Below are 15,885 nucleotides of genomic sequence, written 5' to 3' on the forward strand. Positions count from 1 at the left end.
GTGAACGTTTAGCGTGCTGCCTCGTCACACGAGGCGACGGTGCGGTGATCCCCGCCGCGCGGGCGTACCCGCGCTCCCTCGCATCCGGACTGTCCAGGGAGGAACGCGCGTGTCCAGAGAAGCTCCGGCCCGGGCCGGACGGCGCGAGTGGATCGGGCTGGGGGTGCTGGCCCTGCCGACCATGGTGTTGTCGATGGACCTGTCCGTGCTGCACTTGGCGGCGCCCAGCCTGAGCGCCGATCTCGCCCCTAGCGGGGCTCAGTTGCTGTGGATTCTGGACGTCTACGGATTCCTCGTCGCGGGCTTCCTCATGACCATGGGCACGTTGGGCGACCGGATCGGCCGGCGCAGGCTGCTGCTCTTCGGTGCGGCAGCGTTCGCCGTCGCCTCCGCGGTGGCGGCGTGCGCTCCCACCGCCGAACTGCTCATCCTGGCACGCGCGTTGCTGGGCATCGCCGGTTCCACGGTGATGCCCTCGACCCTGGCCCTGCTGTCCGGCATGTTCCGCGACCCGGCTCAGCGCACCTTCGCCTTCGCCTTCTGGATGACGTGCTTCACCGCGGGCGAGGCCATCGGCCCGCTGGTGGGCGGCGCTCTGCTCCAGCACTTCTGGTGGGGATCGGTGTTCCTGATCGGCGTACCGGTGATGATGCTCCTGTTGGTCACCGGCCCGCTGTTGCTGCCCGAACAGCGGGAGCCGGCCACCGGGCGCTTCGACCTGGTCGGCGCCCTGCTCTCGCTGGCGGCCGTGTTGTCCGTGGTCTACGGCGCGAAGCGGATGGCGGTCTCGGGGCCGAGCCTTACGGCGACGGCCTGGATCGCCGGCGGACTCGCGGTAGGAGTGGTGTTTCTACGGCAACAGCGCCGAGTGGAAGAGCCGTTGATGGACGTCGGACTGTTTCGCCATCGGGCGTTCAGCGCGGGCCTGGCCACCCAGACCCTGGCCGTCGCCGCGATGGCGGGCTCGCAACTCCTGGTACTGCAGTACCTCCAAGCGGTCCTCGGGCTGTCACCGTTGGCTGCCGGGCTGTGGACCGTCCCCTCGGTGCTGTGCGGGATCGGCGCGACCCTCCTGGCCCCGCGCCTGGTACGCCGCGTCCGCCCGGCCCTGGTGATCAGCGCGGGCCTGGGCATGGCCGCGGTGGGGGCGGCACTGATCGCCTCGACCGTGACCCGGGAGAGCCTGGCCTGGACGGTGATCAGCTTCACGGTTCTGTACACGGGGGTGACCCCGACGCTGGCACTGACCACCGAAGCGATCGTCGGATCGGCGCCCGCCGAACGCGCGGGTCTCGCCTCCGGAATCTCGCAGAGCGGCGCCGAACTGGGCCTGGCCGGCGGGATGGCGTTCTTCGGCACCGTGGCCATGGTGGTCTACCAGGACCGCCTCTCCGAGGACATGCCCGACCGACTCAGCGCCAGCGCGCGCGACGAGGCCCACGAAACGGTGGGGGGCGCCCTGGACGTGGTCGACCGGTTGCCGGACGAACTCGGTACGGCACTGCGGGAGGCCGCGCGGCACGCGTTCGCCGGTGGGCTGCAACTCGCCGCCGCGCTGAGCGCGGTGGGCCTGGCCCTGGCCGCGTCGTTGTCGGTCCTGTTCCTCCGCGGAATGCCCGCCACCCAGGACTCCCCCGCCGCGGAGGAAGCGCACGGGACCGAGGCGGGAGCGGAGACCACAGTCCAGGAGGCCGCGCGAGCCCAGAGCGGAGAGGGCGGCGGGTGACGCCACCGGCGTGACCGCCACGAACTGACATCCGCGCACGCGGGCCCGGCTGTCATCCGGCGGTCGGGCCCGTCGTCATGGACCCCGGCGCGCGAGAGCGTTCCGCCGCCCCGCTACGCCGCCGGCCGGGAGGCCGCCCTGGTTCTGCGCCTGATGCGCGTCACACCCGACCACGCGCTCGACCGGGCCCTCGTCGCCAAGCCGATGCGCCGCCCCGCCCGAGGGGACCCGTCCGTCGCCGATGACCCCACGGGCGACTCCGCCACTTGGCCATCCCTGCGGAGCGACCGCCCCCGGCGCTGGGCCACAGAAGCGCACCGCCCGCCGAAACGGACAATTTGCACCCCCTCAGGGCCAATGTCACGATAAGTGACGTATACCACGAACTATGTGCGCCGCGCACGGCGCTTCTGGCTGACAACCCGCTGCCCACGTCGACAGCCGGGGCGGGCCCGTGCGAGCGGTGCGGAGGTTCGGTATGGACGCAGTTCTTCTTCTGCCTTTCCCCGATGATCTTCCCAAGACGCCAGTGGAGTTGGAGGACGCCCAGCGCGTGCTGCTGGAAGCCGTCCCCGAACTCGCCCTCCCGGGACCGCGCAGCCGCGTGCGGGCGGCGCTGGGCGAGGGCATGGCGCCGGGCGGCGCGCCCGCGCCGGCGGCGAGCGCGCCGGAGGAGGAGTTCACCGAGCACGACAGATTCTTCGGCGTCACCCGAGGTCACGGCGGGCCCGACCTCTTCCTACGGTCGTTGCTGCTCGCCGAGGACGACGCCTGGCAGGACCTGCGTACCCACGGCACCAGCCTCTCCCAGGACGAGCAGGCGCGGCTGCTCACCGCGGACCGCCTCTTCCTCGGCGGTTCGGCCACAGCCGGGGCGACACCGCCCGGTTCGAGCGCGATGACGCCCGCGGCGTGCGTCGACCGCTGGCGAACCGGACACCGCCTGTTCTTCACCCTGCTGCAATCGATCACAGTGAGCGTGAGCTGTGCGACGTGTACCACCGGCGCCACCCAACAGGCACACCTGGCACGCGCCGCCCGGCTCAGCAGCGCCACCGCCGCGGCGATGCGCTTCGCCGCCGACTTCGACGAGGGGCTGTACGCGTTGTCGGTACGGCCAGCCATGACACCGCCCCGGGTCAGGCCCGGGTTCAGTGGCGCTCAGACCCGCGACCACGACCGCCTCGTACGCCTGTTGCACACACTGCCCCAGCATGTGGACCGGGCCGCCCGCCGGAGCGCCGCCTACACCGAACTGCTGGATGCCCTGGCGGGCGTCTACCGCGCGCACGTGCACGTCTGCTCCCGCTTCGGCGGCGACACGGCGCCCAGTCTGCGGATGGACGTGGAGGAGCCAGGCAGTTCGGAGACCGGCGTCCAACGTGCGGAACACTTCGCGCGCCTGCGCGTCGACCCTCTGCGCGAAGACGCCGAATGACCGGCCCGCTCACCGACGTCCACGCCCATCTGTGGCCGGAGGACTACCTCACCCTGCTGGAGGAACACCACCGGCCGGTGTCCCAGACACGTGCGATGAACGCCACCGACCGACCCAGCCACCTGGCCACCCGGATCGCCGAGTTGGACACGGCCGGCATCGACCGCCAACTCGTCAGCGCCGCCGCACAGATGCCCGACCTCCCCCAGGCCACGGCCGCCGCCCATGCCGCCAGGCTGGCCAACGACCGGTGCGCCCAGGCCGTCGCACGCCACCCCGACCGGCTGGGCTTCCTGGCCGTACTCCCCCTGCCGCACCTCGACGAGGCGATCGCCGAGGCACGACACGCGCTGGACGTCCTCGGCGCGCACGGCGTGGCGCTGACCTGGCAGACGGGCGACCGCCAGATCACCGAGCACCGCTTCGACCCGCTCTTCGCCCACCTCGCCGACCAGGGCACCACCGTCCTGCTCCACCCCGGCGGCACCCTGCCCGCGCCCCCCGGCACACCGGAAAGTCTGCGGTGGACGGCGGGCGCGCTCGCCGAGCAGACCTTCGGTCTCCTGCGCTGGCTGGTCACCGAGCGCCCGCGCCGCTTCCCCCGTCTCACCGCGGTCATCGCCCGAGCAGGCGGAGCGGTCTGCCTGCTGCCGCCCTCGCTCCTGCCCCAGCCGCTGCCGACACCGGTCAGATTCGACAGCCACACGCAGGGCAACCACGCGGCCCTGCGCTACGCCGCCGACGCCTACGGCGCCGACCGCATCGACCTGGGCACCGACCACCCCTTCGCCCGGGGCCCCGACCTGGTGGCCGCGGTGAACGCCTACCGACGGCTGGCCCCGCCCCCGTCGCCCGCCCGTTGACCACTGCCCTGAAGCCACTGACCCGAAGGAGGCCGCATGTGGCGACCTGACGGCTGGAACACCAAGCGCAGGCTCGGCATCCTCACCCCCGACGTCGACCTGAACCCCGAATCGGAAATCCGAGCCATGGCCCCGGCCGACATCGGCCTACACGCGGCCCGCGCCCGCTTCGCCGTTGAGGCGCACCCCACCGTGACCATGCCGCTGTCCGCGGTGCGCGCCTTCGCCGCCCCGCCCCACGTTGACGAGGCCGTCGAGCAGCTCGCCGCGGCGCCGCTGGACACGATCGCCTTCGCCTTCACCAGCACCACCTACCTCCTGGGGGCACAGGGTGACGAGGCGATGCTGCGACGACTGCGGGAGCGGGCCCACGGAGTGCCGGTCGTGGCGACCGTCACCGCCGCCGTCCAGGCCCTGCGCGCCCTGGGCGCACAACGCCCCTGCCTGATCCACCCGCCGTGGTTCGACAGCGAGATGGACCGCATGGCCCAGACCTACTACCGCGACGCCGGATTCCAGGTGTCCGGCTCCTCCGTCCTGCACACCGCGCACGAATGGGCCACGGTCTCCCGTGAGGAGATCCACCGCTGGGCCCTCGCCCACACCCCCGACGCCGCCGACGCCGTCCTCATCGACGGCAACGGCTTCCGCCGCGCGGTCGGCACCATCGAGCAACTGGAAACCACGCTGCACCGCCCGGTACTGACGGCCAACCAGGTCCTGCTGTGGGCGGCCCTGCGCTCCGCCGACACTGCCGAATCCACCGTCACCGGCTACGGCCGCCTGTTCACCACAGACGACTGACAGCACAGACGACTGACAGCACCCCGCCGCCCAGACAGTCCCGAGTCAGGGCCGGCCACCCGGGCGCACCCGCCGTGCCTCACTCCGTCTCGGCGAGAACTCGGTCAAGTACCGCCTTCGCCTCCCGGGCCGGTAGGCCCGTTGCCTGGCGCCAGGTCCTGATCGCCCGCATGCGGTCGCCCGCCCGGGCCTGGGCCACCGCGTGGCGTACGTACCCGGGGTGGCCCGGCAGGCGGGCGGGGAGGGGCCGGCCGCGGGGGTCGCCTTCACGGCCACTGGGATCGTGGGCGTCCAGGGCGGTGTGCAGGGAGAGCAGGGGGGCGGGAACCTCCGGGGCCATGGCGCGGGTTGCCGCGAGGTGCCAGCGGAACTCCGGAGGCTGGGAGTTCTCGCCGTCCAGGCCAATCCCCAACAGGCCGGGATCGTCGAAGAGTTGACACAGGTTGTAGAGGACCTCGTGCTGCATCTCGCGCACCACGTCCGTCAGGTCGTCGGGGTCCACGCCACAGGCCAGCACCCGCTGCAGGGCGGTCGTCTCCGCCGCGTCGTTGGCGGAGTGCGCGGATCGTGGTGGGCCACCCGGCGAGGGAACCTTTGCCGATGGCCCGTCGCCGGCCATGGAGCCCGCCGCGGGCGACCCACCACGCCACACCTCCGCGAGCCAGGGCGGAGGGCCGCCACCCGGAGGCCCCTCCTCGGCTACGACCAGGCCCCACAGCGCGTCGAGGAACGCCTCGCGGGCGCGCAGCGGTCAGTCGTCGTCCGGGGCGGGGGTTGCGCTCTCGACCATGGACCCACCCTGTCAGAGGCGGTTGCCGACCCGGCAAGGCACCCTGATACTCACCGCCTTCGTGCCGACGTCTGTGCCAGGATTCAAGGGTGGAGATGACCGACGTCACGCGCGCGATCACGGCTGCGATGTCGGTCGCCGTATCGCTCGACCTGCCAGCCCACGACGCGGTCGTCCTCCAGAACTCGAACAAGCTGGCACTGCGGCTGACGCCATGCGACGTCCTTGCCCGGGTCGCTCCGGTGGGACAAGAGGTCGCACAGTTCGAAGTCGATCTCGCCCAGCGGCTTACCGAGGTCGGGAGCCCGGTGTGTCCCATGGAACCGCGCGCGGGCGCGCGGGTCTACACACGTGATGGTTTCGCGGTGACCCTGTGGACCTACTACGAACCCGTGACACCCCACACCCCACCAGTCGACTACGCCAAGGCCCTGGAGCAGTTACACGCCGGCATGCGCGGGGTCGACGTGCCGAGCCCGAGGTTCACGGACCGGATCGCGGAGGCCACAGAGGTGGTCGCCAGCCGGGAACGCTCGCCGGAACTCACCGACGTGGACCGTACGTTCCTCAGCGGCAGGCTGGCGAGCCTGCGACGAGCGGTCGACGAACGCAACGCCGTGGAACAACTACTCCACGGCGAGCCGCACCCGGGCAATGTGCTCAGCACGGAGAACGGCCCGTTGTTCATCGACCTGGAGACGTGCTGTCGAGGACCCGTCGAGTTCGACCTCGCCCATGTTCCCGAGGCGGTCTGCGCACACTACCCAGGCGTTGACCAAGGGCTGCTGGACGAGTGCCGGCAGCTCGTGATCGCGATGGTCGCCGCGTGGCGCTGGGAGCTTGGCGACCAGTTTCCGCAGGGGAGGCGATTCGGAGAGGCATGCCTGCGCGTGCTGCGCGAGGGGCCTCCGTGGCCGACACTCGACACGGTGACCAGGCGGCTGGGTGGTCTGTAGGAGGCGCCGCTGACACCGTCGCACCCCATGGGCGCCCGCCCCACCGCCACCCCGCGTCATGGAACCGGCGCCAACAGCCGTGACAACTCGTGGCACTCTTAGGGGACTTGACCAGGCCGTGCCAACCAGCACGGCCAGGCCGCTGGACGGCCCAGGACGAGTCACGCAACCCGGCGGGCGCCACGACTGCCGTGGGTCGGCACACCGACCGAGGCACCGCAGGAGTTCGTCGCTAGGCTCCGGCACCATGACCAGTGATCCCGGGTTCACCTGCGCGTGCTGCGGGGCCCACCACCCTGAGCTGCCGACGAACTACACGTCCGAGGCCCCCGGCGCGTGGGACCCAGCCTTCGCCGACGCCGACGACTGCTTGCTCACCACGGATCAGTGCGTGATCCGTGGTGAGCACTACTTCGTCAAGGGGTTGATCGAGATACCGATCATCGGCAGCGACGAGGTGTTCTCCTGGGGCGTCTGGGTCTCCCTCAGTCAGGAGAGCTTCTCCCGGGTGTCGGAGCTGTGGGACAGGCCCGGCCGAGAGGCCGAGAAGCCGTACTTCGGCTGGCTCACCACCGATCTTCCGGTCTACCCGACGACGACGCTCAACCTGAAGACGCACGTCCATACCCGTCCGGTCGGCGAACGCCCCTTCGTCGAGCTGGAGCCCACCGAGCATCCCCTCGCCGTAGAGCAGCGCGCAGGAATCAGCCTGGAGCGTGTGCGGGAGATCGCCTCGGCCGTGCTCCACACCGGAGAAACCGTGCCCACGCCGCTGACGGCCGGCGGCAGTAGTGGCTGACCAGTCCGCATCGCCCGCCCTGGTCGCACCCGCCGGCCTGAGCCGCGGGGCCCAGCGGTTCATCGAGACGGAGTCTCCACGGGGCTGACCCGTGACGAACAAGTATGCGTACCTACTGCGGCCCGAGGCGCCAGCGTCTGCCTTGGCCCGAACCACCAGCCGCGACCGCGTTCACGACCGCAGACTAGGGTGCCCGCATGTTGCTGGTGGGAAGGGACGTCGAGCAGGCGCGGGTTCAGCGCCTGCTGGCGGAGGCGCGTGACGGGCGTAGCGGGGCGCTGGGGTTGCGGGGCGCGCCGGGGATCGGGAAGTCGGTTCTGCTCGACCACGCCGTGTCGATCGCCGAGGCCGAGGGCATGCGCGTGGTGCGCGGGGCCGGGGTCGAGTCCGATCACGAGCTGGCCTACGGCGGCCTGCACCAACTCCTGTTTCCCCACCTGGATCGGTTGGACGCCCTGCCCGCTCCCCAGGCGACGGCGCTGCGTCGCGCGTTCGGCCTGGCTGAGGGAGACGACGCCAGCCGGTTCCTGATCTCCGCCGGCACCCTGTCGTTGCTCGCCGATCTGGCCGAGGACTCCCCGCTGCTGTGCGTGGTCGACGACCTGCAGTGGCTCGACCAGGGGTCCGTGGAGGCACTGTTGTTCGCGGCCCGGCGCTTCGTGGCCGACCCGATCGCGGTGCTGTTCGCGGTGCGCGACACGGCGGTGCCGGCCGTGGTCGCGGGGGTCGAGGTCGTGGACCTGTCCGGCCTCGCCGCGCCCGAGGCCGCCCGGCTGCTGGACGGCCACGCGCCGGAGCTCGCCGAACGGGTGCGGAGCAGGGTTCTCGCGGAGTCCGGCGGCAATCCCCTGGCGATCATCGAACTCGGGTCGTCGCGGCTCGCGGCCCCCGACGTGGACGAGTTGGACCCGGCCGAGCAGGTCGGCCCATTGCCGGTGACCCGCCGCGTACAGGAGGCGTTCCGCCACCAGATCGTGGAACTCCCCGGCCCCACCCAACGCGCCCTCCTGGTGGCGGCGGCCGACACGGCGGCGCCGCTGGCGACGATCCTGCACGTGATCGAATCCCTCGGTGGCGCCGCCGACGACCTGGCGCCCGCCGAACATGACCGGCTGGTCCGGATCGACAGCCGGATAACCTTCCGTCACCCCCTGGTACGCGCTGCCGCCTACCAGGACGCGCCGCTGCACCGGCGGATGGAGGTCCATCGCGCGTACGCCGAGGCGCTGCGCGCGGACGCCGATGCCGACCGTCGGGCCTGGCACCTCGCCGCCGCCACCACCCGGCCCGACGAGGCGGTGGCCGCCGAACTCCAGGGCGTGGCGGAGCGGGCCTGGCACCGGGGCGGCGCGATGGCGGTGTGCGCCGCCTACGAACGCGCCGGTCGGCTCAGTGCCGACCGGGAGCTGAAGGCCCGGCGTATCGCCCGGGCCAGCCAGGCAGCGTTCGACGCGGGCAAGGCCGACCGCGCCGCCCGGCTGGCGGCCGAAGCGCTCGCGCTCACCACCGACACCGGCGTCCGGACCGATGCCATCTACACCCGTGGCGCCGTGGAGTACGAGCGCACCTCGCCACGGGCCGACGCGGAGCTGACGCTTGAGGCCGCCGCACTGGTACGTGACAGCGATCCGGAGCGCGCCGCGCTCACGCTCTACGAGGCCGCGCACGCCGCCCGGCACGGGGCGGCGCACGACCTCGTGCGGCGCGCGGCGGACCTGATGCGCGGGTTCACCCCGCCCGAGCACTGGGCACCCGTGGTCGCCGCCCTCCAGGGGTGGGCGGAGCTTTTCGCCGGCCGTCCGGAGCTGGCCGTCGGCCCGATGCGCGATCTCCACACCGCCACACCCGGTGGCGGGCACGACCTGATGCGTCGTATCACCGCCGGCTTCGGCGGGCTCATGATCGCCGACGATGACAACGTCGTCGCCGAGACCGAGGACATGCTGGCCGTGGTGCGGGCTTCCGGGGCGTTGGGGTGGGTCCCGTACACCCTGAACGTGCTCGCCGTGGCACGGCTGCTGCGCGGCGAGTTCGCGGACGCCCGCGCGTGTGTGGCCGAAGGTGTCGCCGTGAGCGACGAACTCGGGAACACGACCGAGCGCCTGGCCCACCGGTCGGTGGAGGTGTGGTTGCGCGCCGTGTCGGGTGACGAGGCGGGCTGCCGGGCTCTCGCCGACGAGGTGCTCCCCCGGGCCCGGGCCCGGCACCGGGTCAACGCCGAGGTCGGGGACTGGGGCCTGGGGATGCTCGACCTTTCCGCCCGGCGGTTCGGGGACGCGTTCGACAGGCTTGACCTCGTGTGCCGGGGGCCGGCGAGCCGCGATCTCCTGGTACGGGCGGTGCCGGACCTGGTGGAGGCGGCCGTACGCGGGGGCGTGCCGGATCGCGCCCACGGGCCGCTGGCGGCTTTCCGGTACTGGGCCGAGCACGTCGACCGTCCGGTCGCCACCGGGCTCGTCCTGCGGTGCCGGGCCCTGCTGGCCGACGACGGCGACGCCGAGGCACTGTACGCCGGGGCGCTGCGGCTCCACGAGCGGCACGGCGGCCCGTACGAGCACGCCCGTACCCAGCTCGTCTACGGCGAGTGGCTGCGGCGCCGTCGCCGTCGTGCCGAGGCCCGCGGCCATCTCGCGGCGGCGGTCTCCGCGTTCGAGCGCCTCGGCGCGCGGCTCTGGGCCGAGCGTGCGCGCGGCGAGCTGGCCGCCTTCGGCGAGCGGAGCGAGGAGCCTCGGGGTGGCGGCCCGCTCACGCTGTTGACCCCGCAGGAGCTGCAGGTCGTACGGCTGGCCGCCAGCGGTCACACCAACAAGGAGATCGCCGCCCAGCTCTTCCTCAGCCCACGAACCGTCGGCCACCACCTCTACAAGGCGTACCCGAAGCTCGGCGTCACCGGGCGTGCCGAGCTGGCCCACCTCGTCCGGTGACCGACGCCGGTCGTCGGTTCCCCGGACACCAGTCACGATGACTGATACGTCAGCGGTACGCCCCGCCTAGCGTTGCGGTCATCAAGGCGGCGGCCGTCGGCCGTGGGCCCTACGACGAGGAGACGAGCATGACGAAGTACTTCCTGAGCCTCCCGCACGACTCCGCCGAGGAGCCGACGATGGAGTCCATGGACCCGGCGGAGCTGCAGGAGATCATGGCCGCGGTCGGTGCGTTCAACACCGCCATCGAGGAGGCGGGCGCGTTCGTGACCGCCGGGGGGCTGCAGCCGCCGTCGAGCGCGACCACGGTGGACTATTCCGGAGACAGCCCCGTCCTCACACCGGGTCCGTTCGTCGAGGCCGATGAGTACCTCGGTGGCTTCTGGATCATCGAGGCCGAGAACGACGATGTCGCGATCGAATGGGCCAAGCAGGCCTCGCGGGCGCTGCGCAGCAGGGTCGAGGTGCGGGCCCTCCAGGAGGAACCCGGCGCCTGAGCCTCCGCGACCTGCGTGACCCACCTGCCCCGGCGCTTAGGCGGACCGAGCGGCGTTGATTAGAATCGCTTCCCATGTCGAAGCCTGACGAACTGCTTGTCGATGTCGCGGCCTTGGTGGAGTCCGAGCGCAGCAACCAGATGACTCTGACCGTGGTCACCGGTGGTGCTGTCATCACGGGTCGACTGGCTCCCGAAGCTGTCTGGAGGCAGCGGGTGTCCGAGGTCCTGGCGGACTCGGCCCAGCTCAGTGAGTTCTCCACCGCCTTCACCGCTACGGGTGGTGAGAAGAAGACGCCCACGCACCTGCATTTCCATGTGGCACGGATTCTGCAGGGCACGGTGGGCATCCCGGAGACGGGTGGGATGTACCGCGTGGCGATCGAAGACGTCAGCGCTTGGACCGTGGGCGACTTCAGCTACTCCGACCAGTGAACACAACGCCGCGCTGACGCACCACGCGGCAACGGGACGAGGGTCCGACCGGCATCCGCCGGTCGGACCCTCGCCGTTGGGCCGGGGCGAGGGCGTCCCGCGCGGTGCCCTGGCCATCGACGACCGGCTGTGCGGCCAGCCGGCGGCCCGGCACCGCGTGCTCGGCTTCGGCGCTCGTGGACACGGCGGAGGGACTGGGCGGCTTACCGCCGTCGAGGATGTCGCGCAGTTGGACCCGGTCCGTGTACGTGGGACTGTCACGGACCGCGGTGAGCTGGCCCAGGGTGAGCAGTGGTGGGTCAGTTTCCCGGTCACGAGGTCTCTAGGCCGCTGCGGCGTCGTGGGAGGTCTGCCGCGTGGTCCTGCGCAGGGCAGCCGAGGCGGGGCTGCGCCGCCCGCGTGAGGCCGCGCTCCGCTTGCGTCGCTCGGCCACCGGCGCGGTGATCGTCACGGGGACGCCGGAGGGCGCCTGGGCACCGGTGAGCTGGCTCAGCGCCTCGTCACCGGGGCGGACCTGGGTGGTCTGGGGCACGATCCCGGCGGCGGCCATGAGGCGGCTCATGCCGCGACGCTGAGCGGGGGTGACCAGGGTGACGACCTTGCCCGACGCGCCGGCCCGCGCGGTACGGCCGCCGCGGTGGAGGTAGTCCTTGTGGTCGGTCGGCGGGTCGATGTTGACGACGAGGTCGAGGTTGTCGACGTGGATGCCGCGGGCGGCGACGTTCGTGGCGACGAGCACGGTGACGTGCCCGGTCTTGAACTGGGCCAGCGTCCGGGTGCGCTGCGACTGCGCCTTCCCACCGTGCAGGGCGGCGGCCCGTACACCATTGGCCAGCAGGTGGTCGGTGAGCTTGTCCACGGCGCGCTTGGTGTCCAGGAACATGATCACCCGGCCGTCGCGGGCCGCGATCTCGGTGGTCGTACGGTTCTTGTCCGCGCCGTGCACGTGCAGCACGTGGTGCTCCATGGTGGTGACCGCACCGGCGGACGGGTCGACGGAGTGGACGACCGGGTCGGTGAGATACCGGCGCACCAGGAGGTCGACGTTGCGGTCGAGGGTGGCGGAGAACAGCATCCGCTGACCCTCGGGGCGTACCTGGTTCAGGAGTTCGGTGACCTGGGGCATGAAACCCATGTCGGCCATCTGGTCGGCCTCGTCCAGGACGGTGATCGCGACCTGGTTCAGCCGGCAGTCACCGCGGTCGACGAGGTCCTTGAGCCGGCCCGGCGTGGCGACGACGACCTCGGCGCCGCCCCGCAGCGCGTTGACCTGCCGGCCGATCGGCATTCCGCCGACGACGGTGGCCAGGCGCAGCTTCACGGAGCGGGCGTAGGGGGTGAGCGCGTCGGTCACCTGCTGGGCCAGCTCGCGCGTCGGAACGAGGACCAGGGCCAGCGGCTGGCGGGACTCGGCGCGCCGGCCGGCGGTGCGGGCCAGCAGCGCCAGACCGAAGGCGAGGGTCTTTCCGGAGCCGGTGCGCCCACGTCCCAGGGCGTCGCGGCCCGCGAGGGTGTTGGGCAGGGTCGCACCCTGGATCGGAAACGGGGCGCTCATGCCCTGCGCGGTCAGCGCGGCCAGCAGTGGGGCGGGCATGTCGAGGTCGGCGAACGCCTCGACCGCGGGCAGTGCGGGAGTGATCGTCTTCGGCGGGGCGAACTCGCCGGTGGGCACGGCGGACCGCCGACCGGGGCCGCCCGACCGGCTCGGGCCGCCTGAGCGCCTCGGGGCGGGTGAGCCGAAGCGACCGCCCCGACCCGAACCGGCGTCGAAAGCGGGGCCGCCGGAGCGACGGGGCCGGGAGGTGCGGCTCGTACGTGTGGGGTTCATGGGAGAACCTTCCTCGATACGGCACGTATCAAGGCATTCCCGCAGCGGAACCACAGCGCCGGGAATCACGAGAACGGGCCGAAATGGAATGCGAGAATGAAAGCGAAAGCGAAAGCGCAACCGCAGCGCGGGGAATTCGATGCGCGGTGCGGGCGACAAAAGAGGGACGCCACAGGGGCGCGAGATCACGGACGCCGACGGGCGCGGCCCGGAAAAGGCGGGCGCCGCTGGAGAGGATCTGGAGGGGCTGCCCCTCGGGCGGCGGCACCGAGGAAAATGCTCGTAGCTGGGGCCCGCACCCCGAGGGATGCGGGCCCCAGCTACGAAGTGCGCGTCAGCGTCAGGCGGGAACGATGTTCTCGGCCGTCGGGCCCTTCTGGCCCGCAGCGATGTCGAAGGTGACCTTCTGCCCCTCGACCAGCTCACGGAAGCCCTGGGCGGCGATGTTCGAGAAGTGGGCGAACACGTCGGGACCGCCACCGTCCTGCTCGATGAAGCCGAAACCCTTGGCCGCGTTGAACCACTTCACAGTGCCAGACGCCATGTCATATCTCCTTGTGGGGCAGTACGCCGGAATCCGCGATTCACGGACACCGGGTCGCCGCGATGATGCCCCGCCCGGAGAACAACCGGAAATACAAGACGCTACCCACGGCCGAATAACCGAGGCCAGCGTCGAAGTCTTGGGAACCACAACTGCAACTGAGACCGACAGTAGCACGCGGGAAAGGCGCTCGTCTGATTGCTGACCGCACTTCGCCTGCACCGAGAGAAACACTCCGCGCGCCGCCCGCCAAAACCTCATTCGGCCGCAACAGATAGACGAGCGCCGGTGAACTTCTTTTACGGCGCACGGCGGGCTTGACCCTCGCTGGTCAGGTAGCCCCCAGGAAGATGGCCGTGTAGTGCGCGGAAAACGCGGCGATGGTGAGCGTGTGGAAGACCTCGTGAAAGCCGAACCAGTTCGGTGAGGGGTCGGGCCGCTTGAGGCCGTACACGGCCGCGCCCGCGGTGTAGAGGAGGCCGCCGGCGATGATGAGCGCGACCACCGCGGCGCCGCCGGCACGCGCGAAGTCGGGGAGGTAGAAGACGGCGGCCCAGCCCAGGGCGATGTAGCACAGGGTGTAGAGCCATCGCGGGGCGTTGATCCAGAAGACGCGGAAGGTGATGCCGGCCGTGGCTCCGCCCCAGACCAGGGACAGCAGAACCCGCTGTTGATCCCCGGGCAGCAGCGAGACCGCCAGGGGCGTGTACGTGCCGGCGATGATCAGGAAGATGTTCGCGTGGTCCAGCCGCCGCAGGACGGCCTCCCCACGCGGGCCCCAGGTCCCGCGGTGGTAGAGCCCACTGGTACCGAACAGCAGGCAGGCCGACAGCGCGTACACCGAGCAGGCGGCGACCGCCGCCGTCGAGCGGGCCAGGGCGATCAGGACGATGCCGCCGGCCAGCGCGAGGGGGAACACCCCGGCGTGCAGCCAGCCCCGCATCCTCGGCTTCAGCACAGCCGCCGCGCGCCGCAGGGCCTCTTCCGGGGCGGCGGCACCTGCCCGCTGGGCGGGCGGGTCGGGCGGCGCGTCGACCGCTGGAACGCGGCCGACGCGGGCAGGGTGTTCGGGTTGGCGGCTGCGCGCCACCGGATGGGCGTTTTCAGCAGTCATGTACTCATCCGGAAATCAGTGGGCGGAAGGTACCGTGAGCGTTACCGCGACCGCGGATCAGTCGCCGGCCGCGGACTGGGACGCGGAGCGGCGGTACTCGGCGTTGATACGTCGGGCCTCTTCGAGCTGGTCTTCGAGGATGACGATGCGGCAGGCGGCCTCGACGGGCGTGCCCTGGTCGACGAGTTCCCGGGCCCGGGCGGCGATGCGCAGTTGGTAGCGGGAGTAACGCCGGTGGCCGCCCTCGGAACGGAGCGGGGTGATGAGGCGGGCTTCTCCGACGGCGCGAAGGAAGCCCTGCGTGGTGCCGAGCAGTTCGGCGGCCCGGCCTATCGTGTAGGCGGGGTAGTCGTCGTCGTCGAGACGGTCGAACGAGTCATTTGCTGTCATATACACCTCTTTGCGGAACGCGTGGAGGGGCCCGAGTGCCACATGGCACCCGGGCCCCGAAGGAACAACTACACCATCTGCCGGCCCTGGTACTACGCCGGCCTTCTGTTTCCGCTGACCCGACCTGAACTCTGCCGGGGGCGCGGGGATCGCGGTTGCTTGACCGGAGACCACCTCACTATCGATGTCCTGCGGTACCCGGGCTCAGACTTCACGCCCGGGCGATCCTGATGGCGCCTGGTCCCTCCGTTCTTCCCTCTGGGATCGATCTCTTGCCTACATCCGGTACTGCTGTCCTGCGTGTTGCTCAGTGGCCTGTGCCAGCGCCACTCTTCGGCAGCCAGCCCCGTCGCCCGTCCTGCCTCTGCTCTGGCTTGGAACCCCACTGCCGAACCTCCCGGTGCGCGCGTCCGCAGCCGACGCCTTCACCGAGGTGCTGCTCACCTTCGCTGCTGGGTACTGCTCCCGCGTGAACTGCGGTACTGCTCACGGCGGCCCCTGATCACCGCGGGCCACCCGGTCCGGCCGTCAGTCCCGTCGCCATCCTGCGATCACTCCGGCTTCGAAACTCCACCGCCGCACCGTCTTGCGAGCTGCTACTGCGGGTACTACTGCCCGGCAGTTCGTCTCTGCCGGGCCCTGCTTGTCTCTCTGGCTACGAGAAAAACCATAACCACGCCACTGCCCAATGTCTACTCTGGCCGGCATAGATTTTCGCGGCTCGGGGGCGGGGATAGTCGGCGTTGGCCACGGGGTGAGTGCGCGACGGTCTCGCTCC

14 protein-coding genes are annotated in these 15,885 nt (G+C 71.3%); 9 read left to right on the top strand and 5 right to left on the bottom strand.

The window, feature by feature from the left end; translation table 11 throughout:
* The first annotated feature begins 109 nt into the window (after positions 1 to 109).
* From OYE22_RS02780 to OYE22_RS02795, 4 genes are all read left to right on the top strand, one after another.
* A complete protein-coding gene (locus OYE22_RS02780; RefSeq protein ID WP_277318903.1) occupies positions 110 to 1,726 on the top strand; it encodes an MFS transporter in 1,617 nt (538 codons plus the stop codon).
* 478 nt (positions 1,727 to 2,204) lie between these two features.
* Positions 2,205 to 3,164, top strand: coding sequence for a hypothetical protein (locus tag OYE22_RS02785; protein WP_277318904.1), 960 nt, complete (start codon positions 2,205 to 2,207; stop codon positions 3,162 to 3,164).
* Positions 3,161 to 4,027, top strand: a complete 867-nt coding sequence (locus tag OYE22_RS02790) for an amidohydrolase family protein (RefSeq protein WP_277318905.1) — start codon at positions 3,161 to 3,163, stop codon at positions 4,025 to 4,027. The genes OYE22_RS02785 and OYE22_RS02790 overlap by 4 nt, the downstream gene beginning before the upstream one ends.
* Before the next feature lie 36 nt (positions 4,028 to 4,063).
* Positions 4,064 to 4,831 carry a maleate cis-trans isomerase gene (locus OYE22_RS02795; RefSeq protein ID WP_277318906.1) on the top strand — a complete coding sequence of 256 codons (768 nt, stop codon included), beginning with the start codon at positions 4,064 to 4,066 and terminating at the stop codon, positions 4,829 to 4,831.
* Between the two features lie 79 nt (positions 4,832 to 4,910).
* Here the strand turns inward: OYE22_RS02795 and OYE22_RS02800 are convergent, their stop codons facing one another.
* The gene (locus tag OYE22_RS02800; protein ID WP_277318907.1) at positions 4,911 to 5,450 is read right to left on the bottom strand and encodes a hypothetical protein; all 540 of its coding nucleotides are present in this window, start codon (positions 5,448 to 5,450) and stop codon (positions 4,911 to 4,913) included.
* 266 nt (positions 5,451 to 5,716) lie between these two features.
* Here OYE22_RS02800 and OYE22_RS02805 point away from each other — a divergent pair, with 266 nt between their 5' ends.
* The 5 genes from OYE22_RS02805 to OYE22_RS02825 all read left to right on the top strand — a co-directional run bounded on the left by OYE22_RS02805 (position 5,717) and on the right by OYE22_RS02825 (position 11,231).
* The gene (locus tag OYE22_RS02805) at positions 5,717 to 6,577 is read left to right on the top strand and encodes an aminoglycoside phosphotransferase family protein (RefSeq protein WP_277323958.1); all 861 of its coding nucleotides are present in this window, start codon (positions 5,717 to 5,719) and stop codon (positions 6,575 to 6,577) included.
* Between the two features lie 247 nt (positions 6,578 to 6,824).
* Entirely contained in the window at positions 6,825 to 7,376 is a 552-nt protein-coding gene (locus tag OYE22_RS02810) for a DUF2199 domain-containing protein (protein ID WP_277318908.1), read from the top strand.
* Positions 7,377 to 7,573: 197 nt separating this feature from the next.
* Entirely contained in the window at positions 7,574 to 10,300 is a 2,727-nt protein-coding gene (locus tag OYE22_RS02815) for a helix-turn-helix transcriptional regulator (RefSeq protein WP_277318909.1), read from the top strand.
* A gap of 128 nt (positions 10,301 to 10,428) precedes the next feature.
* A complete protein-coding gene (locus OYE22_RS02820) occupies positions 10,429 to 10,797 on the top strand; it encodes a YciI family protein (RefSeq protein ID WP_277318910.1) in 369 nt (122 codons plus the stop codon).
* 74 nt (positions 10,798 to 10,871) lie between these two features.
* Complete coding sequence (locus tag OYE22_RS02825) at positions 10,872 to 11,231, top strand: hypothetical protein (RefSeq protein WP_277318911.1); 360 nt, start codon at positions 10,872 to 10,874, stop codon at positions 11,229 to 11,231.
* A 322-nt stretch (positions 11,232 to 11,553) separates the two neighbouring features.
* Here the strand turns inward: OYE22_RS02825 and OYE22_RS02830 are convergent, their stop codons facing one another.
* The 4 genes from OYE22_RS02830 to OYE22_RS02845 form a co-directional block, all read right to left on the bottom strand.
* Positions 11,554 to 13,059 carry a DEAD/DEAH box helicase gene (locus OYE22_RS02830; RefSeq protein WP_277318912.1) on the bottom strand — a complete coding sequence of 502 codons (1,506 nt, stop codon included), beginning with the start codon at positions 13,057 to 13,059 and terminating at the stop codon, positions 11,554 to 11,556.
* A gap of 340 nt (positions 13,060 to 13,399) precedes the next feature.
* A complete protein-coding gene (locus OYE22_RS02835) occupies positions 13,400 to 13,603 on the bottom strand; it encodes a cold-shock protein (protein ID WP_277318913.1) in 204 nt (67 codons plus the stop codon).
* Positions 13,604 to 13,934: 331 nt separating this feature from the next.
* Positions 13,935 to 14,717, bottom strand: a complete 783-nt coding sequence (locus tag OYE22_RS02840; RefSeq protein WP_277318914.1) for a hemolysin III family protein — start codon at positions 14,715 to 14,717, stop codon at positions 13,935 to 13,937.
* Positions 14,718 to 14,774: 57 nt separating this feature from the next.
* Entirely contained in the window at positions 14,775 to 15,107 is a 333-nt protein-coding gene (locus OYE22_RS02845) for a MerR family transcriptional regulator (RefSeq protein ID WP_277318915.1), read from the bottom strand.
* Positions 15,108 to 15,885 lie beyond the last annotated feature (778 nt).

Source organism: Streptomyces sp. 71268, assembly GCF_029392895.1.
In the GTDB taxonomy this organism is placed as follows: Bacteria; Actinomycetota; Actinomycetes; order Streptomycetales; family Streptomycetaceae; genus Streptomyces.